Origin of the sequence: Bacterioplanoides pacificum (assembly GCF_042648445.1) — a bacterium.
Lineage (GTDB): Bacteria > Pseudomonadota > Gammaproteobacteria > Pseudomonadales > Oceanobacteraceae > Bacterioplanoides > Bacterioplanoides pacificum.
Window position 1 is genome coordinate 264,277 of the sequence record NZ_JBHRYB010000005.1, and the last position, 21,353, is coordinate 285,629.

Below are 21,353 nucleotides of genomic sequence, written 5' to 3' on the forward strand. Positions count from 1 at the left end.
TGCTTATGGATATCGATTTTCCCCTGATTCTGATGGTGGCGACGGTTGCGACCGGCCTGATCGCGCTGGCCGATAAAGTCTGGTTTGCCCGCCAGCGGGCTGCCCGGGTGGCCGCCCTTGAGGAACGCCTGGCGCCGGTTGCTGAGCTGGCAGCGGCTGAAAAAGAGCCGTTTCTGATTGAGCAGGGCAAGTCTTTTTTCCCGGTACTGGCAATTGTCTTCGTGTTGCGTTCGTTTATTGCGGAGCCGTTTCAGATTCCATCCGGCTCGATGGAACCCGGACTGGTTAAAGGCGACTTTATCCTGGTCAGTAAATTTCATTATGGTTTACGTATGCCGGTGTTCGGCAATACGCTGGTGGCCATTGATGAACCCCGGCGTGGTGATGTGATGGTGTTTTTCCCACCCGATGACCCGCGTTACTTTATCAAGCGGGTGATTGGTTTACCGGGCGATGTGATTGAATACCGCAATAAACAGCTGACCATTAATGGTGAGCAGGTCAGCACTCAGGAGCTGGGAGGGGAGCCGCCATACAACCCACAAAAATACGTGGCTCAGGAGAAGCTGGATTCTGCCGATGCAACGGTACAGTGGGTGGTCGGTATCGATCGTCGTTCGAACCAGAAGGTGGTGTGGGCCGGACCTGAGGGGCGCTGGGAAGTGCCACAGGGCCACTACTTTATGATGGGCGATAATCGCGGTAACAGTCACGACAGCCGTGGCTGGGGGTTTGTACCGGAGAAAAATATTGTCGGCAAAGCCGTAGCGGTGTGGATGCACTGGGAAAGCTGGACCGATATTCCGTCCTTCGGCCGTAATAAATGGATTAACTGATCTATACTGAGCAGCAGTCATTGTTCGTTTTGGGGGCCTTATGTCTGCTGCTTCACGTTCGCCATCCGCGTTGAAAAAAAAGCCCTGCCGCTTCTGTCAACGCAGCCGCTGGCTGATGTCATTTACCCTGTTGGCCTGTATGGCGGCGGTGGTTTTTCTGAATACGCCACAGTGATGAATTTTTCTCATTGTTTTCCGGACATTGTTGATCAAATGGTACTGGATATTTGTAAATAAGTGCCTAAAATGCCGCCAACCGTTAAACGAGTGGTAGCTGATGAATTTAACCCGACAAGTGAAAGGCCTGGCCGCTGATGTTCTTGACCGGATGGTACCGGTAAAGCCGGTCAATCGTTCGCCGGAAGAGCTGAACCGCCTGGAGCGTGCGTCGCGTAAAATGCACCTGTACTTTTGCCGCAGTTGTTCATCGTCGATTGAAATCAAACGGTATTGTGAAAAACTCGGTTTGCGGGTGGTGGAAAAAGACGTTGATCGTGTTAACGCCTACCGTAATGAACTGGTTCATGGCGGTGGTGTGCCACGTGTTCCCTGTCTGCGGGTAGAAGACGGCGAGCAGGGGCGCTGGTTGTATTCCCGTGACACCATTCTCGCTTACCTCAAGCAGCGCTTCTGACGCTGGCATAAATCCCCTTATAATCCGGCCAATCGCCACCTCTATCGGAAGCTGTCTCGGGTACAATAGCCCGATCTTTCTGATGGTGATCTGTATGCCTCTGATTCAATCCGGCTATCGCCCGCCGAGGGGCTTTGCCAATGGTTATCTGCAAAGTATTTATCCGACGCTGTTTCGTAAGCTGGAGCCGCCGGCGCTGCGAGAAGAGCGACTGGAAACCGATGATGGTGATTTCCTCGATCTCGACTGGGCTGAAATTGAAGGTCAGCCACGACAGACGCTGGTCATTGTCTCGCATGGCCTGGAAGGCCATTCCCGCAGGCCTTATGTGTTAGGCACACTGCGTCAGGCCAACCGTCAGGGATACCACGCACTGGCCTGGAATTTCCGCAATTGCAGTCCCGAAGCAAACCGCTTACCGCGTATGTATCACAGTGGTGCGACGGAAGATTTACATCGCGTGGTCGAACACGCGCTGGCTTGTGGCTATCAGGAAATTCATCTGGTGGGGTATTCCATGGGCGGCAATCTGAGCCTGGTGTATGCCGGCCGCCAGCGACCGTTGCCGCCACAGCTGGCGTCGGTGACGGCGTTTTCTGTGCCCTGTGATTTACACGGCAGTGCCAGGCAGCTGGCAAAGCGGCGTAATCGTATTTTTATGTGGCGTTTTCTCAAAGATCTGCGGGTTAAAATTAACGAAAAAGCTCAGCGTTTCCCACACCTGGTGTCGGCAGAAGGGTATGACCAGATCCGGACTTTTCAGCAGTTTGATGATCGCTATACCGCACCGTTACACGGCTTCCGTGATGCGCTGGATTATTGGCAGCAGTCCAGTGCGTTACGTTACCTGCAGGATATCCGTATTCCGGCGTTACTGGTGAATGCCCGCAATGATCCGTTTTTATCAGCCGATTGTTTTCCTGAGCAGCTGGCGCAGCAGCATGAATATCTGCATCTGGAAATTCCCGCCAGTGGTGGGCATGTCGGTTTTATAGAGCGCAGCCGTGATCAGACCTACTGGATGGAAAAGCGGGCCATGCAGTTTATTCGTGAGGTACGCCGCGCAAGCAACCAACGACAGTGAGATACGCTCTGGTAGGCAGTCCTCTGGCGTGGTGAAGGGTGTATCGCGTCAGAAAACTGCCTTCGTGTAGGTCTTTGTTAATGCAGGCTCGCGCCGTGCTGAGCATTCGCTATTATTCAGATGATCCCCATCTGAATGGTCGTTATGTTAACTCTGCTGTTATCGATATTGCTGCTGTTGCCGGTCTGTGTTCAGGCCAGCCTGCCGCCGCCTGAGCAGAGGTTAACCATTACCCTGGCAGATGACCGTCAGTTAGTGGTAACTACCGGCGGTGATCGGGATAACCTCTGGGTTCGTACACTGGACGGCCGTTATCTGGTGCAACAACAGGGGTACTGGATGCTGGCCCGCAGGCAGGCCAGCGGCAGGGTCGAATCGACCGGCGTGCCTCTGGTGGAGGGAGTGCAATTACCTGCACCGACTTCTGCCGCTTCAGCGCTGGTTACATCACCAGCATCGCTGACCGCTAACAGCATCCCGGAGCCCGAGCGGCAGCCTTATCGTTTCACGGCCGGCCAGTACCAGCGCCAGCCGCTGCTGGTGGTCCGGGTTGCCTTTGCCAATCAGGGTTTTGTATACAGTGATGCGGAAGTCGCCCGGCGCTTTTTTGGCAGCGATAACAGTGTGAGCCACTTCTTTGCAGAAAACTCCTACCACAACTTTGACATTGTGCCGGTGAATGAATTCAGTGGCCGTGCTCATGATGGCGTGGTGTCAGTACGCCTCGATAGCAATCACCCGGATTTTGGCACCGGCTACGGGGTGCAAAGCCAGAATCTGGCCCGCGCCGCTTTGCAGCAATTGCCCGCCTCGCTGACGCTGGAAAATTACGATCGGAATCAGGATCGCTGGCTGGATCCGAATGAGCTGGCGATTGTGTTTCTGGTCGCCGGTTATGAGCAGGCCTATACCGGTGCAGGCACGCCGGTGCCGCGCTTATGGGCGCATAAATCGAGTTTGTACCAGGGCGTTGCGGGCAGTATGCGAATTGGCGAATATGCCATGTTTGGCGAACGTCATCAGGATCACCTGGCTACCATGGGCCTTATCTGCCATGAATTAGGCCATTTGTTGTTTGATCTTCCCGATCTGTACGACCGCTACGGTAAAAGTATGGGAGTAGGGCGCTGGGGATTAATGGGGCTGGGCGGCTGGAATGCAGCTGCTGGACCAGCCGGTAGTCGGCCGGCACATATGATGGGCTGGAGTAAGCAGGAGGTGGGTTTCCTGGCTCCGGGTCATGCCGGTGACGGGCAAACATCGGTGCACTTGCGGGCATTGTCGGATGGCGCGGATCTGCTGGAAATACCGCTGGATGGTTATCGTCATGGCGCCCGTTTGTTACTGGAGCATCGTCGTCTGAGTTCCTACGACGCCGGCCTGCCGGGAGCAGGAATTCTGCTGACCCGTATCAATGACCGGGTTGGGTACGGGCCTTTGGGAGGGCAGAATGACGACGTTACTAACCCGTTAGTGGATGTGGCAGAGGCGAACGGCAATAACGATCTGGATGTGAATCGTAACCGTGGCGATGCCGGCGATGTGTTCAGCCTGAGCCAGAATGCACTGCAGTTCTCTGAGATCACTCCCAGTCCGCTGGCGCAGACCAGTGCCGTCACCTTGTTGCAGCTGCAGGCCGGAGTGGTGGCTGATATCGACGTGCGTATCCGTAACCCGGTATATGGTGACAATATTGGCCTGGCCGAAGTCGGACCGAATGCAGTGCGCGGTAATCCTGGTGATTCCAGCAGCGTGCTGATACGGATGCCTTTGTATGACAAGGTGGTCTGGCTTGACGGTCTTGACTGGTTCTCTCCGGGTCAGGCACAGCTGTCACTGACTTTGTACAGCGATGACCCCCGGCGTGGCGGTCAGCCGTTGCAACCAGCCGGGCAGTTTTCGCTTCAGCCCGGCTGGAACCGCCTGATGTTGCCGCAGCGCCAGGCGGCGGAGCAACGTTCGTTTGTTTATCTGCAGCTGGATGTTCTGAGTCTTGATAGTCGTGGGCCGCTGGCTGTTGATTTGCAGGGGCAGGCCAGCGGCAATACCTGGTGGCGCCAGGATGCAACGGACTATCAGCCAGCAGCTTTTGATGTGGCTGCCCGGCTGCTGGTCATGAACCGCGATGTCGCCGCGGTGCCCGGGGTGGATGCGGCTCCGGCAGCGGATGTGGCACCGTCATCCTCCGGCGCCGGTGGACTGAGCTGGCTGTTATTGCCTTTGTTGTGGTTGGCTGTGCGCTATCGCTGGTTATAATAACCGCTTTCCGTTATTCCACTGGTGGCCTTTGTGTCTGTGTTATCCGTATTCTGGCGGCGTTACGCTTTGTATTGTGTTGTTATGGCACTGATGGCAGCGTTAGGGCTATTACAACCCTGGTCGTCAGACTGGCTGGCGTTTGACCGGGCACTGATCGGTAGTGGACATCAGTGGTGGCGATTGTTCAGCGCCAACTGGGTACATCTGTCGGATAATCACCTGCTGGGTAATTTGTTGGGTATGACGCTGTTTGCCTATGTTGCCGGGCGCGATCTGAATAATCGTCTGGGGGTCATGCTGCTGTTGTGGGGGATGTTGTGGGTGGGTTGCGGTTTGTACCTGTTCGCTGACCGGTTGCAGCATTACGTCGGAATGTCCGGCGCGTTGCACGGATTTCTGCTGGTTGCCCCGTTTGTATCACGCTATTACAGCCGACGCATGGCCTGGCTGTTTCTGCTGGTCATTTGTTGTAAAACGGCATGGGAGCAAACTGCCTGGTACGATGATATGGCGCTGGTCGGATACATTGGTGGCCGGGTGGCTACCCAGTCTCATCTGATGGGGACGTTATCGGGGATCAGCTTTCTGGCAATGCTGCGTTGGCTGGCACCGCACTATTTGCGCGCCGTTGCGCAGCACACACCGCGGTCAGAATCTTGACCGCTTCTTGCTGCTCAGTCGTTAGCTGCTTAATCAGCCGTTAGCGACGGCAACCAGTGGTGTGGTTTTCTGACTCTGACGGTATTGTGCCGGGCTCTGGTTGATTTCTTTGATAAAAATGCGGTCCAGTGTGCGGCGGCCGGATAAACCGATCTGCAGGGCTATTTGCTCAATGCTGTCATCGGTCGTTACCAGTAAGCGTTTGGAAATCTCAATGCGCACGTCAGTGACGATTTGCTTCAGGGAGGTATTTTCTTTATGCAGGTGGCGGTTCAGAGTGCGTGCGCTGATATGGAAATAATCTGCCACTTCCTGCTGATTAGCATTCAGGCGAACTTTATTCTGAGTCAGTGCTTTACGGATGCGTTCAGCCAGTGAGCCAGAGCGTGCCAGCTTACGGTATTGTTCTTCGACCTCACGTTTCATCATTTTCAGGATGTGAGGATTGGTGCTGTGCAGCCCTTCGTCTAGCCAGCGGCTGTGGAACTGGATACAACACTCTTCGCTGTTAAACTCAATATCCGTTTTCCAGGCGCGTTCATACTGATGGCTGTATTGGGTCGCCGGGAAGGGCAGGCTGATCTGGCTGATCTGCAGTTCACTGCCACACAGCTGGCGCAACCAGTTCAGCAGGGTGCTGATAATTACTTCATTACGGCGGCGTTCTGCAGCGACGATAAAGTTATCGGCCACCGGCAGTTTAACCTTGATGACATTATCACGTGTGCGGGTGACCTGAATTTCCAGCTGATCGCTGAGTAGCGGTGAAAACTTTTCCAGGTAATACAGCGCTTCACGCAAGGTGTTGCAGCACAAAAACAGGTGCTGTAACTGACAGCTGCTGTGAGCATTAAATTTGTGGGATGGCTGCACGCACAATGCTTCGTCATTGGTGGCGCGAATTAACTGGCTGATCAGCTGGTCAGCATCACCGCTGCTGACCCGGCTGTCGGGGTCTTTTAACTGTTTCAGGATGCGCTGGATGGCTTCATCCTGGTCGCCTAATTCGTTGAAAAAGGTTGATCCGGCTGCTTCCAGTAGTGGGCGAATTAACGCAGTTGATAGGTAACCTTGTTCCATTGTGTGTGCGCCTGCTCGATTCATTCTTATTTTTAGACTTTAAACTCCAGCAATCTGTATGCCAGTGATTAAAGAGTAAATATAACGGATTTAATCGTAACCCTATGTGACCATTTTTGTCGGTTGTTACGCTGTGTAACGTGTTGGTGCTACCCAAATGCCCCGGCATCAACCAGGCTGCGGCAGCCGCCATAAAACGTGGGTTCAGAATATCCTTTGTTTGCTTGTGGGTTGTCAAGTATCAGAGATAAACGGTCGTTTATTGAAGATGAGGGTTGATATTACTGCTCTTTTATTTTTGTCATTTGTGAGCATAAAAAGCAATTTTTGCTTTTTATGCTGGACTTTCACGACAGGAACCCAATGTTGTGGGTGACAATTTTTGTCTTAAAACTCGAGCTGTGCCCCCAGTGTCAGCAGCTGGAAACGCACCCGGCTGAAGTGCTGGCTATCCAGTGCGGTGGTTTCCAGTTCGGCTCTCAGGGCCAGATCCTGAAGCGGCTGCCAGAGGAATCCGCCACCAGAAATCTGGTCAACGGCGGAGGTTTTGCGACTGTTAACTTTACGTCTTGTTACCGTTTTATCGTCGTTGGCGATGATCTCAATGGTGTCGTATTCCGCTTCCCAGATATTGGCGCCGGTTTTGACGAAGAAATCCAGATCCTGAGTCAGCTCGAATTTATAGCGGAAGGTGATCAGAAAACCGCGCGGATGAGCCTCAGATATCCCGGTAAAGGTGGCTTTGGAACCGGAATTCTGTGTGGCATTCTGGCGCGCCACTGAGCCATGGTCAGCATTGCGGAACGACGGCGGGATGTCGTCACTGACATCGGTGAAGGTGGCAACCGGGTCTTCGTAACCCACACGGCCCATGTCCAGCAGGCCAAATTCCAGTGCAAACTGATCGAGAATATTCGGACCAAACTGAATTTTGTAGGCGGTATTGAAGTTATCCATGTCCTGGGAATCGGTGATGCCGCTTTGCAGGCTGACAAAACCGCCTTCGGCCAGAGCGGGTAGCGGGCAGAGTAACGCTGCTGACGGCAGCAGCAGAGCGGCACCTTTCAGCAGAGGAGAACGTGTAACAGTCATATCGGGTGAGTCCGTTTATTGTTGTTTTGATCAGGTGCTGAATATAACGATTTATGACACCAATAACATCCCGCAGCGGTTGCAAATTAACCGCAAAGCCCGGATTCCTGATTGCGGGTCATTTTTTGTGTGACGCAGCTCAAGCCATGAGGCGTTGAACGGCTGCTGAGCAGGCGACGGAATAATAACCCTTACAGGCGCTGGATTTCGCCTTTCATGTGCACTTTCTGGCCCTTGGTGTCGCGCAGATCAAAAGCCATGGTCTGCTCACCCCGGTTGTAGTTCAGTTCCACCGTCGTGGGTAAGAATACCGGTAGTTTGAATTCCGTGGTGATGCGGCAGGCATCGCTGCCCAGCTTTTTTTGTAACGCCGCGGCGGTGCGGGCTTTGCTCCACATGCCATGAGCAATATGGCTTTTAAAGCCGAACAGTTTAGCGGACGCGGCAAACAGGTGAATCGGGTTGGAATCACCAGACACCCGGGCATAACGCCGTCCGAGATTACTCGCCAATAACCAGCGTTCTGCCATTTCAAATTGTGGTAACGCCGGACGTAGCTGATTACTGGCCACCTTTTTAGCACCGCCGCCGATGCGTGCCAGGTTGGTGCTGACCGATTCCCACACCCGCTCGCCGGCAATGTCGATTTCCGTTTTGATATCAAATTCCAGACCTTTGTCAGTGCGCTCGCTGTTGCTGATAAAACAGCGGATATCCAGTTTTTCCTGACAATCAATCGCACGGTACTGGCTGATACTGTTGCGGATGTGCACCAGCCCCATCAGTGCCAGTGGAAAGGATTTATGTAACATCAGTTCCATGTGTAGCGGGAAGGCCAGGATGTGCGGGTAAGTCAGCGGCAGCTGAGCAGCGGCACTATCAAAACCACAGACATCGGCGTAAGCGATAACTTTATTGCGATCGGCGCGCACACCGGTTTGCATAGCTTCCAGTGACGGCAGTTGTGGTTCTTTCTGGCCCGAACCTTTGGCGAACAGAGCGCGGGCATACTGGCTCAGTGTGCCTGGTGTTTGGTTGAAATTTAGACGTGTCGCCTGAGTCATGTGTCTAACCCTTGAGCTGTGAGAATGAAGAAACAACCCGTAAGTTTAGGTTCGCCCCGGCACAGGCCCATTGGCATTGGCCGGTGGGATGACTGTCAGATTGGCCAATAAGGACTTGCAGCTGGCGCTTTATCTGGCAAAATCCACAAACACTCACGAGGAAATTCAAGCACTTATGTCCGGTGGAATGGCGGAACTTCGCGACTCAGGCATTATGATTCAGCTGGCTTATCAGGCAATGTTAAGCATGGAGCTGGACGTCGGCGAGGTGTGTCAGCGGTTGGGGATTACACCGCAGTTGCTGGAGGACCGGCATGTGCGTACCCCACATGATGCTCAGGTCATTTTCTGGAACGTGATGGAAGAGGTCAGTGGTGACTCTGATATCGGTCTGCACCTGGGCGAACATATGCCGGTATACAAGGGCCAGGTTTTACAATACCTGTTCCTGTCCAGCCCAACCTTCGGAGAAGGGCTTAAACGGGTGTTGAATTACCAGCGACTGCTGAGTGATGCATCTCAGGCGAGCATTGGTATTGAAGGAAATGAGGCTTATATTCTGGTCGACAGCGCCAGCGACAAGGTGGCTACGGTAAAACATCTGTCGGAGTGTATGTGCCTGGGGCTGATCCGTTTTTTCCAATATGTCACCGACGACGCTTTTAAGCCGTCCCGTATTCACTTTCCTCATGCGGCGCCGGCGGATGATGCTGAGCACCAGCGTATATATCAGTGCCCGGTAACTTTTGCTCAGACCGATGTGCGGATTTATTTTGATACCGCTTTACTCGCGCTGCCGTCTTCCCATGCGGAGCCAGAGTTGTTGCAGTTGCACGAAAAGCTGGCCAGTGAACATGTTGCCAAACTGGAACGGCAGGATGTGGTGTCCCGGGTTTACAAGGTATTTGGCGAGGTGCTGGAAACCGGGCAGGTGAATCTGGATGACGTTGCTGCCCGGCTGGATATTAAACCACGCACTTTACGCACCCGTCTGACCGAAGCCGGTACCAATTTTAATCAGCTGCTGGCTGACTATCGTTGCAACCTGGCGAAACGGCTGTTGTCGGGTACCGATGAAAGCATTGATGAAATTGTTTATCTGACCGGCTTTTCTGAACCAAGCACCTTTTACCGGGCCTTCAAGCGCTGGACTCAGCAGACGCCGGTTGAATATCGGAATCAACGGAAACAAACCACTTTCTGAGTGTTAAAGCGGTTGTTCGCCGGGAGAAGCAGCGATTCAGATGGTGTAACTGTTTCTTTTTACTCACAGAACTGTTTAATTTTTGATCTTTATTTTCACCGTGTGAAGCGGCATCTTGGTATCTCGTTCTGAGTACCGAGGTGTTTTATGTCTGCTGAAAAACTGTCCCTGATTCAACCACTGATTGACCACTTGCTGGCACGTGGTGATATCCATGAATGGCGTACATCGCTGGCAGATCACGGTGTGTTGTCGCTGGAAGAAACCATGGCGCTGGATGAGATGGCGTGTCGTGCGGCATTTAAAGTGATGAAAACCACCCAGCTGATGTATGCAACCACCCGCGAGTTGCTGGATGAGCTGGAGAAACAACATGTGACCTGGTCGGTGAATTTGCAGGATGATTTTCAGCAAGGCGCCATTTGTTACTGAAGCCGTGAGTTCCTGTTCTGAGCAGCCTCTGGACCTTTTCGGGTGCAGAGGCTTTTTTGTTGGCAAAAAGGGCGTTTTCGGGCTAAAGACGCAACATCGCTGGCCGATAACCTGATTCAGGCACTGACGATCGGAGGCGGTTATGGCTATTTCTCTCAATCCCCAGCAATTTGGTTTTCTGCAATCGCAGTCGGCGCAGCAGCCGAATCGTGCATCTGCGGCGGGTGTCAGCCAGCCATTAGCAAACGAACTGGTTAATGGCGAGCGTCAGTCCGCGCAACAAACTGCCAGCAACATGCTGGGCTTTATCGGTAATGATATTGAGCGCCTGCGCGCTTCCGGTGCCAGCAGTGAGCGGATTGCTGAGCGAATTGCTGCCGCCCGTGATGGCGTAGCGCGTGGTTATGCTGAGGCTGAATCGATTCTCGAAAGCCGCGGCTTGTTAACCGATGAACTGAAGGAAGAAATTGCCGCTGGCCGGGCTCAGATTGAAGACGGGATTAACCGTCTGGAGCAGGGCGAAAGTCTGCAACCTGAAGCCAGCCCGGCGTTGCTGGCCAGTGCTACGCAGTTGCAGGTTGCGAACTCCTTTTCGCTGCAGGTAATGACCCGGGATGGTGACAAAGTCAGTGTGTCATTTGCCCAGTCGGAAGCGCGCTCCGGGTATCAAGCTGGCGGAGAGCTGGGTTTCAGCAGTGTCAGTCAGTCTGGTTGGCAGATGTCGGTGGAGGGGGAGCTGGATGACGCCGAGCAGCAGGCACTGGCGGGATTATTCGAATCCGCTCAAGATCTGAGTGAGCGGTTTTTCGGTGGTGATCTGGGGGGCGCGTTGCAACAGGCAATGGACCTGGGGTTTGATGGTACGGAGCTGGCGTCGATGAGCCTTAACCTGACTCAGAAAACTGTGGTTGCCTCCACCCGGGCCTACTCGGACATTCAGCCACAGTTACCGACGGAACAACTGGAAGGCTTAAAATTCCCGCTGGCGTCTTATATCGACGCTTACCAGCATGCCATTGAACAGGCCTCGGCGTTGCAACAACCGGAAACCACACTGCAGGATCTGGTGAACAACCTGTTACCCCAGGAGGAGCGGATGCCCATCTGGGATCGTTTCCATGAAGGATTGGCACAGCTGAGTGGTCTGACGGCGGAATCCCCAACTCAGGTCTGATTTAGTTTCGCTGCTGAGGCGGACGTTGCCGCTATTCGTCGCTATAATAAAAGGCGTTTTAGCGGAGGAATAACATGGCCTACGTTTTGTATGGCACCAGTGCCTGTCATTTATGTGAGCTGGCCCAGCAGGTAATTGTTGAGGTAGCGACGAAAGTGTCCATGGACGTGTATCTGGAAGATATCAGTGAATCAGACACGCTGGTTGAACAATACGGTACCCGTATCCCCGTATTAAAAGAAGAACACAGTGGCCGGGAACTGAACTGGCCGTTTAATCATTCTGAATTGTTCGCCTGGCTTAATCTCAGGGACTCAACATCATAAGGGGAATTCCCATGCGTTCTGCATTGGCTGTATTGCTGACATGTATCGGCCTGGCTGGCTGCTCTTCCAATCCATTATCACCGACCGGAGAGGCAATTTATTACGCGCTGCAAACTGATACCAGTCTGCGCAGCTGGGTGGATGCCTGTACCGGTGTCAGCAGTGAAGCAAAGCAGCAGGCGCTGATGACTCAGAAAAACTGGTGGAAACGAAACGGTGCTTTTGTTGAGAGTGCTGATTTTGGCCTGGCGTATGACCTGGTGACAGTGACCGACGAGCGCGCTGAAACCGGCGCTCGCCTGGCCATGGCGCTGACCTGGCAGGTGGTGGAAACCGCTGAGCAGGAAGTGCAGGAACTGATGCAGAATACCAGCGATCGTGAGCAGTTATGCCGTGGCATTATGACGCAATACAGTGAGGGTGAACGCGACCTGCGTGGTAATGAGTCGCTGTACAATAACCTGGTGGCGCTGCAGCGTCGTTCTCAGAGTCAGGGGAAAGAACTGGCGCTGAAAAAGGCATCGGTCGAACAACGAACCGGACGGGTATACGGGCGTTCGTTTTATGTGGTGGAAAAAATGGCGCGTCGTCAGGGCTGTCCGGGGGCTGAGGTGCAACTGCTGAAAAATGCCTGGCCACATGAGGTATACGATGCCCGTTGTCCGGACGGCAGCTATCTGATTGCCCGTTGTGAGTGGGGTAACTGCCTGATTGCGGAATAATCTGCCAGTCTGGTCGTTATAAAAAAGGCCTCCGACCATTTGTGGTTGGAGGCCTTTTGTTATCTGTCGTGTTTGATTAAGGTTTGTCGTTTGCCTGGCTGACGCTGATGCGGTCACGGTTTTTTGCGACCAGTGCTTCACCAATGCCTTTAACCAGTACCAGTTCTTCCGCTGAGGTAAACGGGCCTTTTTGCTCGCGGTAAGCAACGATGGCATTGGCTTTGGTCTCTCCGATGCCATTCAGCATCGTCAGCTCTTCGGCGCTGGCGCTGTTAATATCAATCGGGGTTGCGGGTTGTTCGGCCAGGCTGTTGATTGATGCCAGTACAAACAACGCGGTGAGGGCTGATTTTACGATCCATTTCATTGTTGTTACTCCTTTTTTCCTGAAGGGAAGCCTCAACTTAACAGCTCGTCAGAAACGAAAAAATCCGGGAAAAGTATCATTTTAAACGATGCCTTTCTCGGATTTAGGTATGACAAATAACGCTGTTTTATAACAGAAAAATCAGCTCTTTTTCTTTTTCGCCGGTGCTTTTTTAGCGGCTTTTTTCTTTTCTGTTACGACCCAGGTATTGTCGACAAAATGAGCGGTCCAGCCAGTGGCTTTGCCGTTTTCATCCTCTGTCATCACATATTGCTCTTTGGTCTTACGGCTGTAGCGAATAACGCTGGGATTACCATCATTATCGGCCCGAGGAGCATCCAGCAGGTAGTGATATTTTTGTGGTAACTCAGCCTGGTGTGATAACAGCTCAGCCACTTGTGGAGCCCGGGTCTCACGGTTTTTAGGGAACTGGCTGGCGGCCAGGAATAAGCCGGCGGCGCCATCGCGCAACACATAAGTGTCGTCGACTTTCTGGCACTGAAGCTCCGGCATCGGAATCGGATCCATTTTAGGCGGTGCCGCTTCGCCGCTTTTCAGTAATTTCCGGGTGTTTTTACACTCGTCATTGGTACAGCCAAAATATTTGCCAAAACGACCGGATTTGAGCTGCATTTCACTGCCGCAGCGATCACATTCCAGTGTCGGACCATCGTAACCTTTAATTTTGAACTGACCTTGTTCGACTTCAAAACCGCTGCAGTCCGGGTTATTACCACAGATATGCAGTTTGCGGGTTTCGTCCAGCAGGTAGCTGTCCATCGCTGCGTCACAGATCTGGCAGCGACGTTTGTCCATCAGACGACGGCTTTCGGCTTCTTCATCCTCGTCGGCGGTGATGGCTTCATCGCCGGGGATCAGGTTCAGTGTTTGTGTGCAGCGTTCTTTGGGCGGCAGGCTATAGCCTGAACAACCGAGAAATACGCCGGTGGAGCCGGTACGGATCTGCATGTGTCGGCCACACTTCGGGCAGTCGATATCGGTGTCGACCGGTGAATTCGGGCGCATGCCCTGTTCACTTTCGGCGGTTTCGAGTTGTTGCTGGAAATCCTGGTAAAAGTTATCCAGTACTTCGGTCCAGTTGATGTCGCCATCGGCAATATCATCCAGCTTTTCTTCCATATTGGCGGTAAAGCTGAAATCCATCAGTTCGTCGAAGCTTTCGACCAGACGACTGGTAACGATATCGCCCATCTTTTCTGCGTAAAAACGCCGCCCTTTAAGGCTGACGTAACCACGTTCCTGGATGGTGGAGATGATCGATGCGTAGGTCGACGGTCGGCCAATGCCACGTTTTTCCAGCTCTTTAACCAGTGCCGCTTCTGAAAAGCGGGGGGCCGGTTTAGTGAAGTGTTGCTTTGGTTGCAGTTCCTGCAGGTCGAGTTTTTCGCCCTGAGCCACATCCGGCAATACCCGGTCGTCGTCACTTTTACTGACCGGAGGCAGCACTTTCAGGTGGCCATCAAAACGAATAACACGGCCGCGGGTTTTCAGGTCGTAGTCAGCCGCTGCCACTGTAATGGTGGTGCTGGTGAATTTGGCATCAGTGGTCTGACAGGCGACAAAACGGCGCCAGATCAGGTCGTATAAACGTTCGGCATCCGGTTCCATTTTGTTCAGGTCGCCCGGACGCAGTTTGACGTCCGATGGCCGGATCGCTTCGTGCGCTTCCTGTGCACCTTCTTTGCTGCTGTACAGACGCGGCTGCTCTGGCAGGTAATCGTCACCCAGCTTGTCAGCGATATAGCCACGCACACTGTCGATGGCATCCTGACTCAGGTTGGTTGAGTCGGTACGCATATACGTGATGTAACCGGCTTCGTACAGACGCTGGGCCAGTGTCATGGTTTTTTTAACGCTGAAACCCAGCCGGGTACTGGCGGCCTGCTGCAGTGTTGAGGTAATAAAAGGGGCGGCCGGTTTAGAGCTGGTCGGTTTGTCTTCGCGGCTTTTAACAATAAAGTCAGCGGCGCGCAGGGTGTCCAGTGCCGACAGGGTATCGGTTTCGTTGGTCGGACGGAACTCCGCCCCCTGGTATTTGACCACCTGAGTACGTAATTCAGTGCCGTCGGCGGTGGTCAGTTCGGCAAATGCTTCCCAATATTCTTCCGGGATAAAGGCACGGATCTCGCGCTCGCGCTCCACGATCAGGCGTACGGCAACGGATTGCACCCGGCCAGCAGACAGGCCCCGGGCCACTTTCGCCCACAGCAGTGGCGATACCATGAAGCCGACCACACGGTCGAGGAAGCGACGCGCCTGTTGGGCATTTACCCGGTTCATATTCAGCTCAGACGGCTGCTCGAAGGCACTCTGAATCGCTTTGCGGGTAATTTCGTTAAATACCACGCGCCGGTAATCTTTATCTTTTTCACCAATGATTTCCCGCAGGTGCCAGGCAATGGCTTCCCCTTCGCGGTCCAAATCCGTTGCGAGATAGATATGGTCGGCGTCTTTGGCCAGGCGTTTGAGCTCATCAACCACCTTTTCTTTGCCCGGTAACACCTGATAGTTGGCCTGCCAGCCGGACTCAGGATCAACCCCCATACGACCAATCAGCTGCTCTTTGGCTTTACGCTTTTTATGGGCGGCCTTTTCTTCAGGCGACATTTTACGCGTCAGCGCAGCTTGTCGGGCCCGTTCTTTGGGGTCGGTGGTTTTGCCTGAACCTGAGGTAGGCAGATCGCGCACATGACCGACACTGGACTTAACGATGTAGTCTTTGCCCAGATATTTATTAATGGTTTTGGCCTTAGCAGGCGATTCCACAATTACCAGCGATTTGCCCATTTCCTTTGAATTACCCTTGTTGTTGACACTGCCAGTCGCTAAGAGGCGACACTTTAATGGCAACCCCCGGGGGGTGGTCAAGCCTCTGTTCGATATTATTGTCGCTACGTCACAGCCAATCATTGCTAAACTGTTCACAGCGAAGGCTTAACAGGAATAGCACAGTTTTGGGGGGATTTGACAGTTTATGTCTGCAATTGGATTGGTGGTAGCGATTGCTTTACCGGTAATGCTGGTGCTTTTGGGACTGGTGGTCGCCGGGCGACGGCAGCAGGCACAGCATCAGAAACGGTCGCAGGCGCGGGCCATAAAAACCGCCGCGGACGACTTGCTGGAGGCGCTGGAATTTCTGATGCTGGTCGATGGCTTTAAGGAGTTGCAGCTGGTGGTACTCGACCGGGTGGCCTATTTTTATCAGCGTTATCAACAGGCGTTGCCGGAAAACGATACGCTGCAATCACGTGATGAACTGGATGTCGAACAATACCGCCAGAAAATAGAAGCCGCTGGCCGTGTGCGTAAAGTATTGAAAAGTGATCGCGAAATCCGTTATGCCAAACAGCAGTTTTCGCGCATTCTGAAAGCGCTGGGACCGATGGCCAGGCAAAAAATGATTTCCGAAACGGCGATGATGGAATACCGCCGTTATTTACGCATTACTTTGCTGGAGCGGGAGGTGGATACCTATACCGCCCAGGGGGAGGTCGCCGCTAAACGCGCCGATGTAGTCACGGCAACCAACTATTATAAAGCGGCTAAAAAACTGTTAATTGAATTCGATATTCAATACCCCGAGAAAAATGACCGCATCCGTGATCTGACCGCCCGGGCGGCAGCCTTGTATAACGGCGAGCCACATAAAGAAGATGCTCTCAGTCGGGCCTTATCGAAAGAAGAAGATGCCCATGGCAAGGATGAATTCGGTATTCCGCGCGACCCGGCTGCGGAGCAAAAACAAAAATTCTGATATGGCCTGATTCACACTGCCGCTGACTTTATGGTCTTCAGCTAAAAAACCCTTTTTATCATCATGCTTTTTTATTACTGTGCTGGGCAAAATAATAAATAGACCCCTCAGGAACGGTTATGAGTTTTCAGGAAGCTGTATTTATCCTGCATGAGCATGAGGTAGTGGCCGGTTATCGGCTGAAAGACTTTGAGCAGCAGGTGCGCCAGGGCGCATCACTGATCGGACCGTCCGGTGATTATCTGTGTGCCGCTTATGTACAGGTTGGCAATCACCAGTGTGCGGAAGCCATTGTGTTATTTCAGTTGCCGGTGCAGTGTTCAGGAGCGGATATTATTGCCCGCCCTGACTGGTATATGCCGCTGCAGCGATTGGCGGATAACGCCGGTCCCGGACCCAATATGGGGGCCGGACGAATACGCCTGGCCTGCCAGTCTCAGTGCTCGGTTTCCTGGCACAGGCAATCGTTATGGGAACCGGCGACATCCGATTTTATGGCGATCCGCAAAGCACTGCGTGACAGCAGCCTGGTGCAACAGCCGTTACCAGCCGCCGTGGCGCCCGTCTCCGCCGACAGTTCGCCGCTGTCGGCCGTGCAGCGGGTGAGTGGTGTCAGTCCCGGTTCGCTGTTGGCACAAAAGCACGACGCCCCTGAGGTGGAAGCACTGAAGCAGATGTTGCGCAACGAAGTGGATACTTACCGTAAGCAACTGCAGCAGTTGCAACAGGAGATCGAACGTCAGCGCAGCCTGAATGAGGCATTGCAGCGTCAAACGGAACAGGCGGAATCGGGTGCATTAACTGCCCGGCAGGCAGAGGAGCTGAAACAGCGACATGCGCACCAGCTGAGTGGATATCAGCAACAGATTGAGTTATTGCAGGCCGAACTGGAACTTGCCCGGCTGGATGCCGAAACCTCTTGACGCTGGACGAGTTGTTACAGGCTGAGATACCCCGTCAGCCTGTTGCCGACCTGGGGCATACCGATATTCTGCGGCTGGATCAGCTCCATCCTCTGATCAGTGGTAACAAGGCATTCAAACTGTCCGGCCATCTCGCAGCCGCTGAACACCAGCCGGAGCTGGCTTTATTAAGCTTTGGTGGCCCTTTTTCCAATCATTTACATGCCCTGGCGGCCGCTGGCAAGTTACTGAAACGGCGTACGATCGGTGTGGTACGCGGTTATGCCGAAGTAGCGCTGACTCCGACTCTGGCGGATTGCCGCGACTGGGGGATGGAGCTGGTGTTTGCTGACAAACAAAGCTACGCCAGACGTTATGAGCCGGATTATCAGCAACAGCTGGCGCGCCGTTACCAGGCACTTGTGATCCCGGAGGGCGGCGGCGGAGATGCGGGAGAGTTGGGCTGTGAACGGCTGGCACGCCATTGCCTGGGTTATCAGCAGGTGTGGCTGGCGGCTGGCAGTGGCACCACGGCTCAGGGGATGATCAAAGCCTTGCGTGGCAGCAATACCGAGGTGGTGGCGGTGAATGTGGTGGCCGATCAGGGCGAGTTACGGCGTCGCTGGCAACAGCAGCTGGCGGCTGATAACTGGCGTTTACTGGAAAATTATCACCTGGGCGGTTTTGCTAAATGCCCGGCAGAGCTGCGCCAGCTTATCCGGCATTATGATCAGCAGCAGTTACCGCTGGACCCGGTGTATACCGCGAAGCTGGTCTGGGCTTATCGTCAGCAGAGCCTGAACGATCCAGCACTGTCGCAGCAGCGGGTGTTGCTGATCCATTCCGGCGGTTTACAGGGACGCCGTGGCTATCAGCTGTAAGCCTCAGCCGGCAACCTGCGGCCAGTGATCTGGCATAATCAGCCAGCGTTGCTGCTCACACCAGTGTCCCGCCGGGTTCTGAGCCACTTCAACGGCACATAAGGCACCATTCAGGTGGCGGAAGTGTATGTCGATGTGTTGCAGTAACCGCGAACGGTCAACGCTGAACGGCACCCGGGCCGGGCTGAGCCATTGCGGTTTGGCTAATAAATACCAGCGGCTGTCGGGCAGCAGCTGCCGGGCATCGGCCTGGTGCAGCCAGAGGCCACGCCAGTGTTGCGGGTTAACCTCGGCGGGCAGTAATGCTTCAATTTCCGGATTCGCCGGATGAAACAGGCAACCGCGCATCAGTGCCTGAGGCTGTATCTGGTGCCAGCCGTATTGCGCTAACAGTCGCCGGGCGGCCGGATGTTGTGACAGCGGCAGTTGTTTATCCCGGGTGTGGCGGATTTTATCGGCCAGGTAATCACGCCGGTTCGGTCCGATCCAGTCATTACCAAACCCCAGGTAGAACTTCAGCGCCAGCTCCAGGTGCCAGGGTTGTTGGCCGTGTTGTATTAATAAATCCAGTTCACCGAGTGTGCGTTTGCCTTGCTGAACCTGCAGGTTGGCCTGCCAGTGGATTGCCTGCTGATCGAAATACTGGTGCCAGATCTGTTCGAACATCAGTCCCAGGCGGCTGCTGCGAAACGGAGCTGGTGGCGGAATATGATCGGCCCAGTCCGGCCAGTGGGATATCGGGCTTTGTTGTAACCAGGCGGGTTCGGCCGGGGACCATGGACAATCCAGCAGGGCCGGGCCAAACACGCTCCAGAGCAGATCGCGCTGGTAGTCATGCGCTAATAAAAAGTAGCGATGTTGTGGCGGTAACGGGGGAGAAAACAAAAACACCTCACTGAACCTGTGTCACTCCGGGCCCTGGTATTATTCAGAGGTGCCCATGCTGTGGTATAAAGCGCAGTTATACCTTATGAACCTGACCTAAGTCATATATCAGAGACGACGAGTTTTCAGCAGATGGAAGAGTTCCGCAATATCGGCATTATCGGCCGCCTGAACAGCAAAAAAGTGATTGAGACCATCAAGCGCCTCAAGCGCTATCTGATCGAAGAAGGGTATCACGTCATTCTCGAGGACCGCATTGCGGATGTGATGCCGGGTCATGGTATGCAAACCAGTAAGGTCAGCATTCTTGGTGAAATCTGTGATCTGGTCATTGTTGTTGGTGGTGATGGCAGCCTGCTGGGCGCCGCCCGTGCGCTGGCAAAATTTAATACGCCGGTGTTGGGGATTAACCGCGGCCGGTTAGGCTTTCTGACCGATATCAGCCCGGATGACGACATGTTACAGGCGGTTCAGGACGTGCTGGATGGTGAATACGTTGAAGAGCGGCGTTTCCTGCTGGATGCGGAGGTCAAACGGGACGGTAATCCGATCGGCTCGGCGGCGGCATTAAACGATGTTGTCCTGCATCCGGGGAAATCAGCGCGCATGATTGCGTTTGATCTGTATATCGAAGGCCAGTTTGTCTATAGCCTGCGTTCTGATGGCCTGATTGTGTCGACGCCAACCGGTTCTACCGCTTATTCATTATCCGGCGGCGGTCCGATCATGCATCCGCGGCTGGATGCGCTGGTGCTGGTGCCGATGTTTCCCCATACCTTATCGAGCCGGCCGATTGTGGTCGACGGTAAAAGCGAAATTAAAATTGTTGCCAGTGCTGACCAGGATATTTATCCGACCGTCAGTTGTGATGGCCAGAACCATATTCCCTGTGCACCGGGTGATGCTATTACGATTCGTAAAAAAGCGCACAAGCTGAAGCTGATCCACCCGAAAGGGCATAACTTCTATGAAATCTGCCGAACCAAACTGGGGTGGGCCAGCAATCTGGGAGAGTAGCCATGCACCAGGGTTACGATTTAATTGGTGATATCCACGGTTGTGGTCACACCCTGATTAAGTTGCTGGAACAGATGGGTTACAGCAAAAAAAACGGGGTTTACCAGCACCCGAAACGCAAAGTGGTGTTTTTAGGTGACATCGTTGATCGTGGGCCAAATATCCGCCTGGCCTGTCATGTGGTGCGTGATATGGTCGATAATGGCCATGCTGAAATTGTCATGGGTAACCACGAATACAATGTCGTGACCTATTGCACTGATGCGCCTGCGGGTATGCGCCAGCCTTTCTTACGGCCACATACCAAGCGTAATGACTTTATTGTTGAACAAACGATCGAGCAGTTCGCTAATTACCCGCACGAATTTAACGACTTCCTCGACTGGTTTGTCGGTTTGCCGCTGTTTCAGGAATTTGAACATTTTCGTGTGGTGCATGCCTGCTGGGATCAGGCCATGATTGATGAGTTTGTGGCACGTTATGGCGGTAATCAGATGCATCACAATATGCTGGCGGAATCGGTTGATACCAGCTCGTTTATTTATAAATTCCTCGACCGTACGTTACGCGGTACCTCACTGAAGTTGCCGGATGGCCGCTCAATGACTGCCCGTGACGGCATGGTGCGGCAGTTTTTCCGCGCCAAGTTCTGGGTCGAATCGCCGCAGAAATACAGCGATGTGTTATTCCAGCCGGACCCGTTGCCGGCAGATATAGAACACGCGCCGCTGAGTGCTGAAGAAAAACAGCGGCTGGTGTATTACGGCCCGGCGGAAAAACCCTTGTTTATCGGTCATTACTGGATGTGGGGGTTGCCGTCTCCGATTGTACCGAACATTGCCTGTCTGGATTACAGCGCAGTGAAATATGGCCGTTTAGTGGCGTACCGGATGGACACTGAGCGACATCTGCAACCGGGTAAATTTACCTGGGTGCGGGTAGAAAAAAGCGAGCGCTGA

Annotated in this window: 21 protein-coding genes; 15 read left to right on the plus strand and 6 right to left on the minus strand. The window is 53.6% G+C overall.

All coding sequences use genetic code 11. The features are described from left to right. The first annotated feature begins 5 nt into the window (after positions 1-5). The 5 genes from lepB (at position 6) to rrtA (ending at position 5,473) form a co-directional block, all read left to right on the plus strand. Positions 6-836, plus strand: coding sequence for a signal peptidase I (gene lepB / locus ACFOMG_RS05855; protein ID WP_376865380.1), 831 nt, complete (start codon positions 6-8; stop codon positions 834-836). Between the two features lie 277 nt (positions 837-1,113). Continuing rightward, positions 1,114-1,470: a glutaredoxin family protein gene (locus ACFOMG_RS05860; RefSeq protein ID WP_376865381.1), complete on the plus strand. Its 357-nt coding sequence runs from the start codon at positions 1,114-1,116 to the stop codon at positions 1,468-1,470. Between the two features lie 94 nt (positions 1,471-1,564). Next, positions 1,565-2,554 carry a YheT family hydrolase gene (locus ACFOMG_RS05865; protein ID WP_376865382.1) on the plus strand — a complete coding sequence of 330 codons (990 nt, stop codon included), beginning with the start codon at positions 1,565-1,567 and terminating at the stop codon, positions 2,552-2,554. 144 nt (positions 2,555-2,698) lie between these two features. Further along, the gene (locus ACFOMG_RS05870; protein ID WP_376865383.1) at positions 2,699-4,810 is read left to right on the plus strand and encodes a M6 family metalloprotease domain-containing protein; all 2,112 of its coding nucleotides are present in this window, start codon (positions 2,699-2,701) and stop codon (positions 4,808-4,810) included. Positions 4,811-4,843: 33 nt separating this feature from the next. Further along, positions 4,844-5,473: a rhombosortase gene (gene rrtA, locus ACFOMG_RS05875; protein ID WP_376865384.1), complete on the plus strand. Its 630-nt coding sequence runs from the start codon at positions 4,844-4,846 to the stop codon at positions 5,471-5,473. 33 nt (positions 5,474-5,506) lie between these two features. Here rrtA and ACFOMG_RS05880 read toward each other — a convergent pair whose 3' ends face one another. The 3 genes from ACFOMG_RS05880 to ACFOMG_RS05890 form a co-directional block, all read right to left on the minus strand. Then, complete coding sequence (locus ACFOMG_RS05880) at positions 5,507-6,553, minus strand: AraC family transcriptional regulator (RefSeq protein ID WP_376865386.1); 1,047 nt, start codon at positions 6,551-6,553, stop codon at positions 5,507-5,509. Positions 6,554-6,940: 387 nt separating this feature from the next. Then, positions 6,941-7,645 (minus strand): hypothetical protein, encoded by a 705-nt coding sequence (locus ACFOMG_RS05885; protein WP_376865387.1) that lies wholly within the window; start codon positions 7,643-7,645, stop codon positions 6,941-6,943. A 191-nt stretch (positions 7,646-7,836) separates the two neighbouring features. After that, positions 7,837-8,709, minus strand: coding sequence for a MaoC/PaaZ C-terminal domain-containing protein (locus tag ACFOMG_RS05890; RefSeq protein ID WP_376865388.1), 873 nt, complete (start codon positions 8,707-8,709; stop codon positions 7,837-7,839). 175 nt (positions 8,710-8,884) lie between these two features. Here ACFOMG_RS05890 and ACFOMG_RS05895 point away from each other — a divergent pair, with 175 nt between their 5' ends. The 5 genes from ACFOMG_RS05895 (at position 8,885) to ACFOMG_RS05915 (ending at position 12,567) form a co-directional block, all read left to right on the plus strand. Then, positions 8,885-9,913 carry an AraC family transcriptional regulator gene (locus ACFOMG_RS05895; protein ID WP_376865389.1) on the plus strand — a complete coding sequence of 343 codons (1,029 nt, stop codon included), beginning with the start codon at positions 8,885-8,887 and terminating at the stop codon, positions 9,911-9,913. A gap of 147 nt (positions 9,914-10,060) precedes the next feature. Next, entirely contained in the window at positions 10,061-10,345 is a 285-nt protein-coding gene (locus ACFOMG_RS05900) for a hypothetical protein (protein ID WP_376865390.1), read from the plus strand. A 142-nt stretch (positions 10,346-10,487) separates the two neighbouring features. Beyond that, complete coding sequence (locus ACFOMG_RS05905) at positions 10,488-11,519, plus strand: DUF5610 domain-containing protein (protein ID WP_376865391.1); 1,032 nt, start codon at positions 10,488-10,490, stop codon at positions 11,517-11,519. A 74-nt stretch (positions 11,520-11,593) separates the two neighbouring features. Beyond that, the gene (locus ACFOMG_RS05910; RefSeq protein WP_376865392.1) at positions 11,594-11,845 is read left to right on the plus strand and encodes a glutaredoxin family protein; all 252 of its coding nucleotides are present in this window, start codon (positions 11,594-11,596) and stop codon (positions 11,843-11,845) included. 11 nt (positions 11,846-11,856) lie between these two features. Next, a complete protein-coding gene (locus tag ACFOMG_RS05915; protein ID WP_376865393.1) occupies positions 11,857-12,567 on the plus strand; it encodes a hypothetical protein in 711 nt (236 codons plus the stop codon). 76 nt (positions 12,568-12,643) lie between these two features. Here ACFOMG_RS05915 and ACFOMG_RS05920 read toward each other — a convergent pair whose 3' ends face one another. Next, positions 12,644-12,934, minus strand: a complete 291-nt coding sequence (locus ACFOMG_RS05920) for a ComEA family DNA-binding protein (protein ID WP_376865395.1) — start codon at positions 12,932-12,934, stop codon at positions 12,644-12,646. A 141-nt stretch (positions 12,935-13,075) separates the two neighbouring features. Next, entirely contained in the window at positions 13,076-15,742 is a 2,667-nt protein-coding gene (gene topA, locus ACFOMG_RS05925) for a type I DNA topoisomerase (protein WP_376865396.1), read from the minus strand. A gap of 187 nt (positions 15,743-15,929) precedes the next feature. On the opposite strand from topA, the gene ACFOMG_RS05930 reads away from it, so the two are divergent. The 3 genes from ACFOMG_RS05930 (at position 15,930) to ACFOMG_RS05940 (ending at position 18,492) form a co-directional block, all read left to right on the plus strand. After that, positions 15,930-16,709, plus strand: a complete 780-nt coding sequence (locus ACFOMG_RS05930; protein ID WP_376865397.1) for a hypothetical protein — start codon at positions 15,930-15,932, stop codon at positions 16,707-16,709. A 119-nt stretch (positions 16,710-16,828) separates the two neighbouring features. Beyond that, positions 16,829-17,632, plus strand: a complete 804-nt coding sequence (locus tag ACFOMG_RS05935; protein WP_376865398.1) for a hypothetical protein — start codon at positions 16,829-16,831, stop codon at positions 17,630-17,632. After that, complete coding sequence (locus tag ACFOMG_RS05940; RefSeq protein ID WP_376865400.1) at positions 17,629-18,492, plus strand: 1-aminocyclopropane-1-carboxylate deaminase/D-cysteine desulfhydrase; 864 nt, start codon at positions 17,629-17,631, stop codon at positions 18,490-18,492. The genes ACFOMG_RS05935 and ACFOMG_RS05940 overlap by 4 nt, the downstream gene beginning before the upstream one ends. A gap of 3 nt (positions 18,493-18,495) precedes the next feature. On the opposite strand, the gene ACFOMG_RS05945 is transcribed toward ACFOMG_RS05940, so the two are convergent. Beyond that, a complete protein-coding gene (locus ACFOMG_RS05945) occupies positions 18,496-19,383 on the minus strand; it encodes a DUF1853 family protein (RefSeq protein ID WP_376865401.1) in 888 nt (295 codons plus the stop codon). Between the two features lie 126 nt (positions 19,384-19,509). Here ACFOMG_RS05945 and ACFOMG_RS05950 point away from each other — a divergent pair, with 126 nt between their 5' ends. Beyond that, a complete protein-coding gene (locus tag ACFOMG_RS05950) occupies positions 19,510-20,394 on the plus strand; it encodes an NAD(+) kinase (protein ID WP_376865402.1) in 885 nt (294 codons plus the stop codon). Positions 20,395-20,396: 2 nt separating this feature from the next. After that, complete coding sequence (locus ACFOMG_RS05955; protein WP_376865403.1) at positions 20,397-21,353, plus strand: metallophosphoesterase; 957 nt, start codon at positions 20,397-20,399, stop codon at positions 21,351-21,353.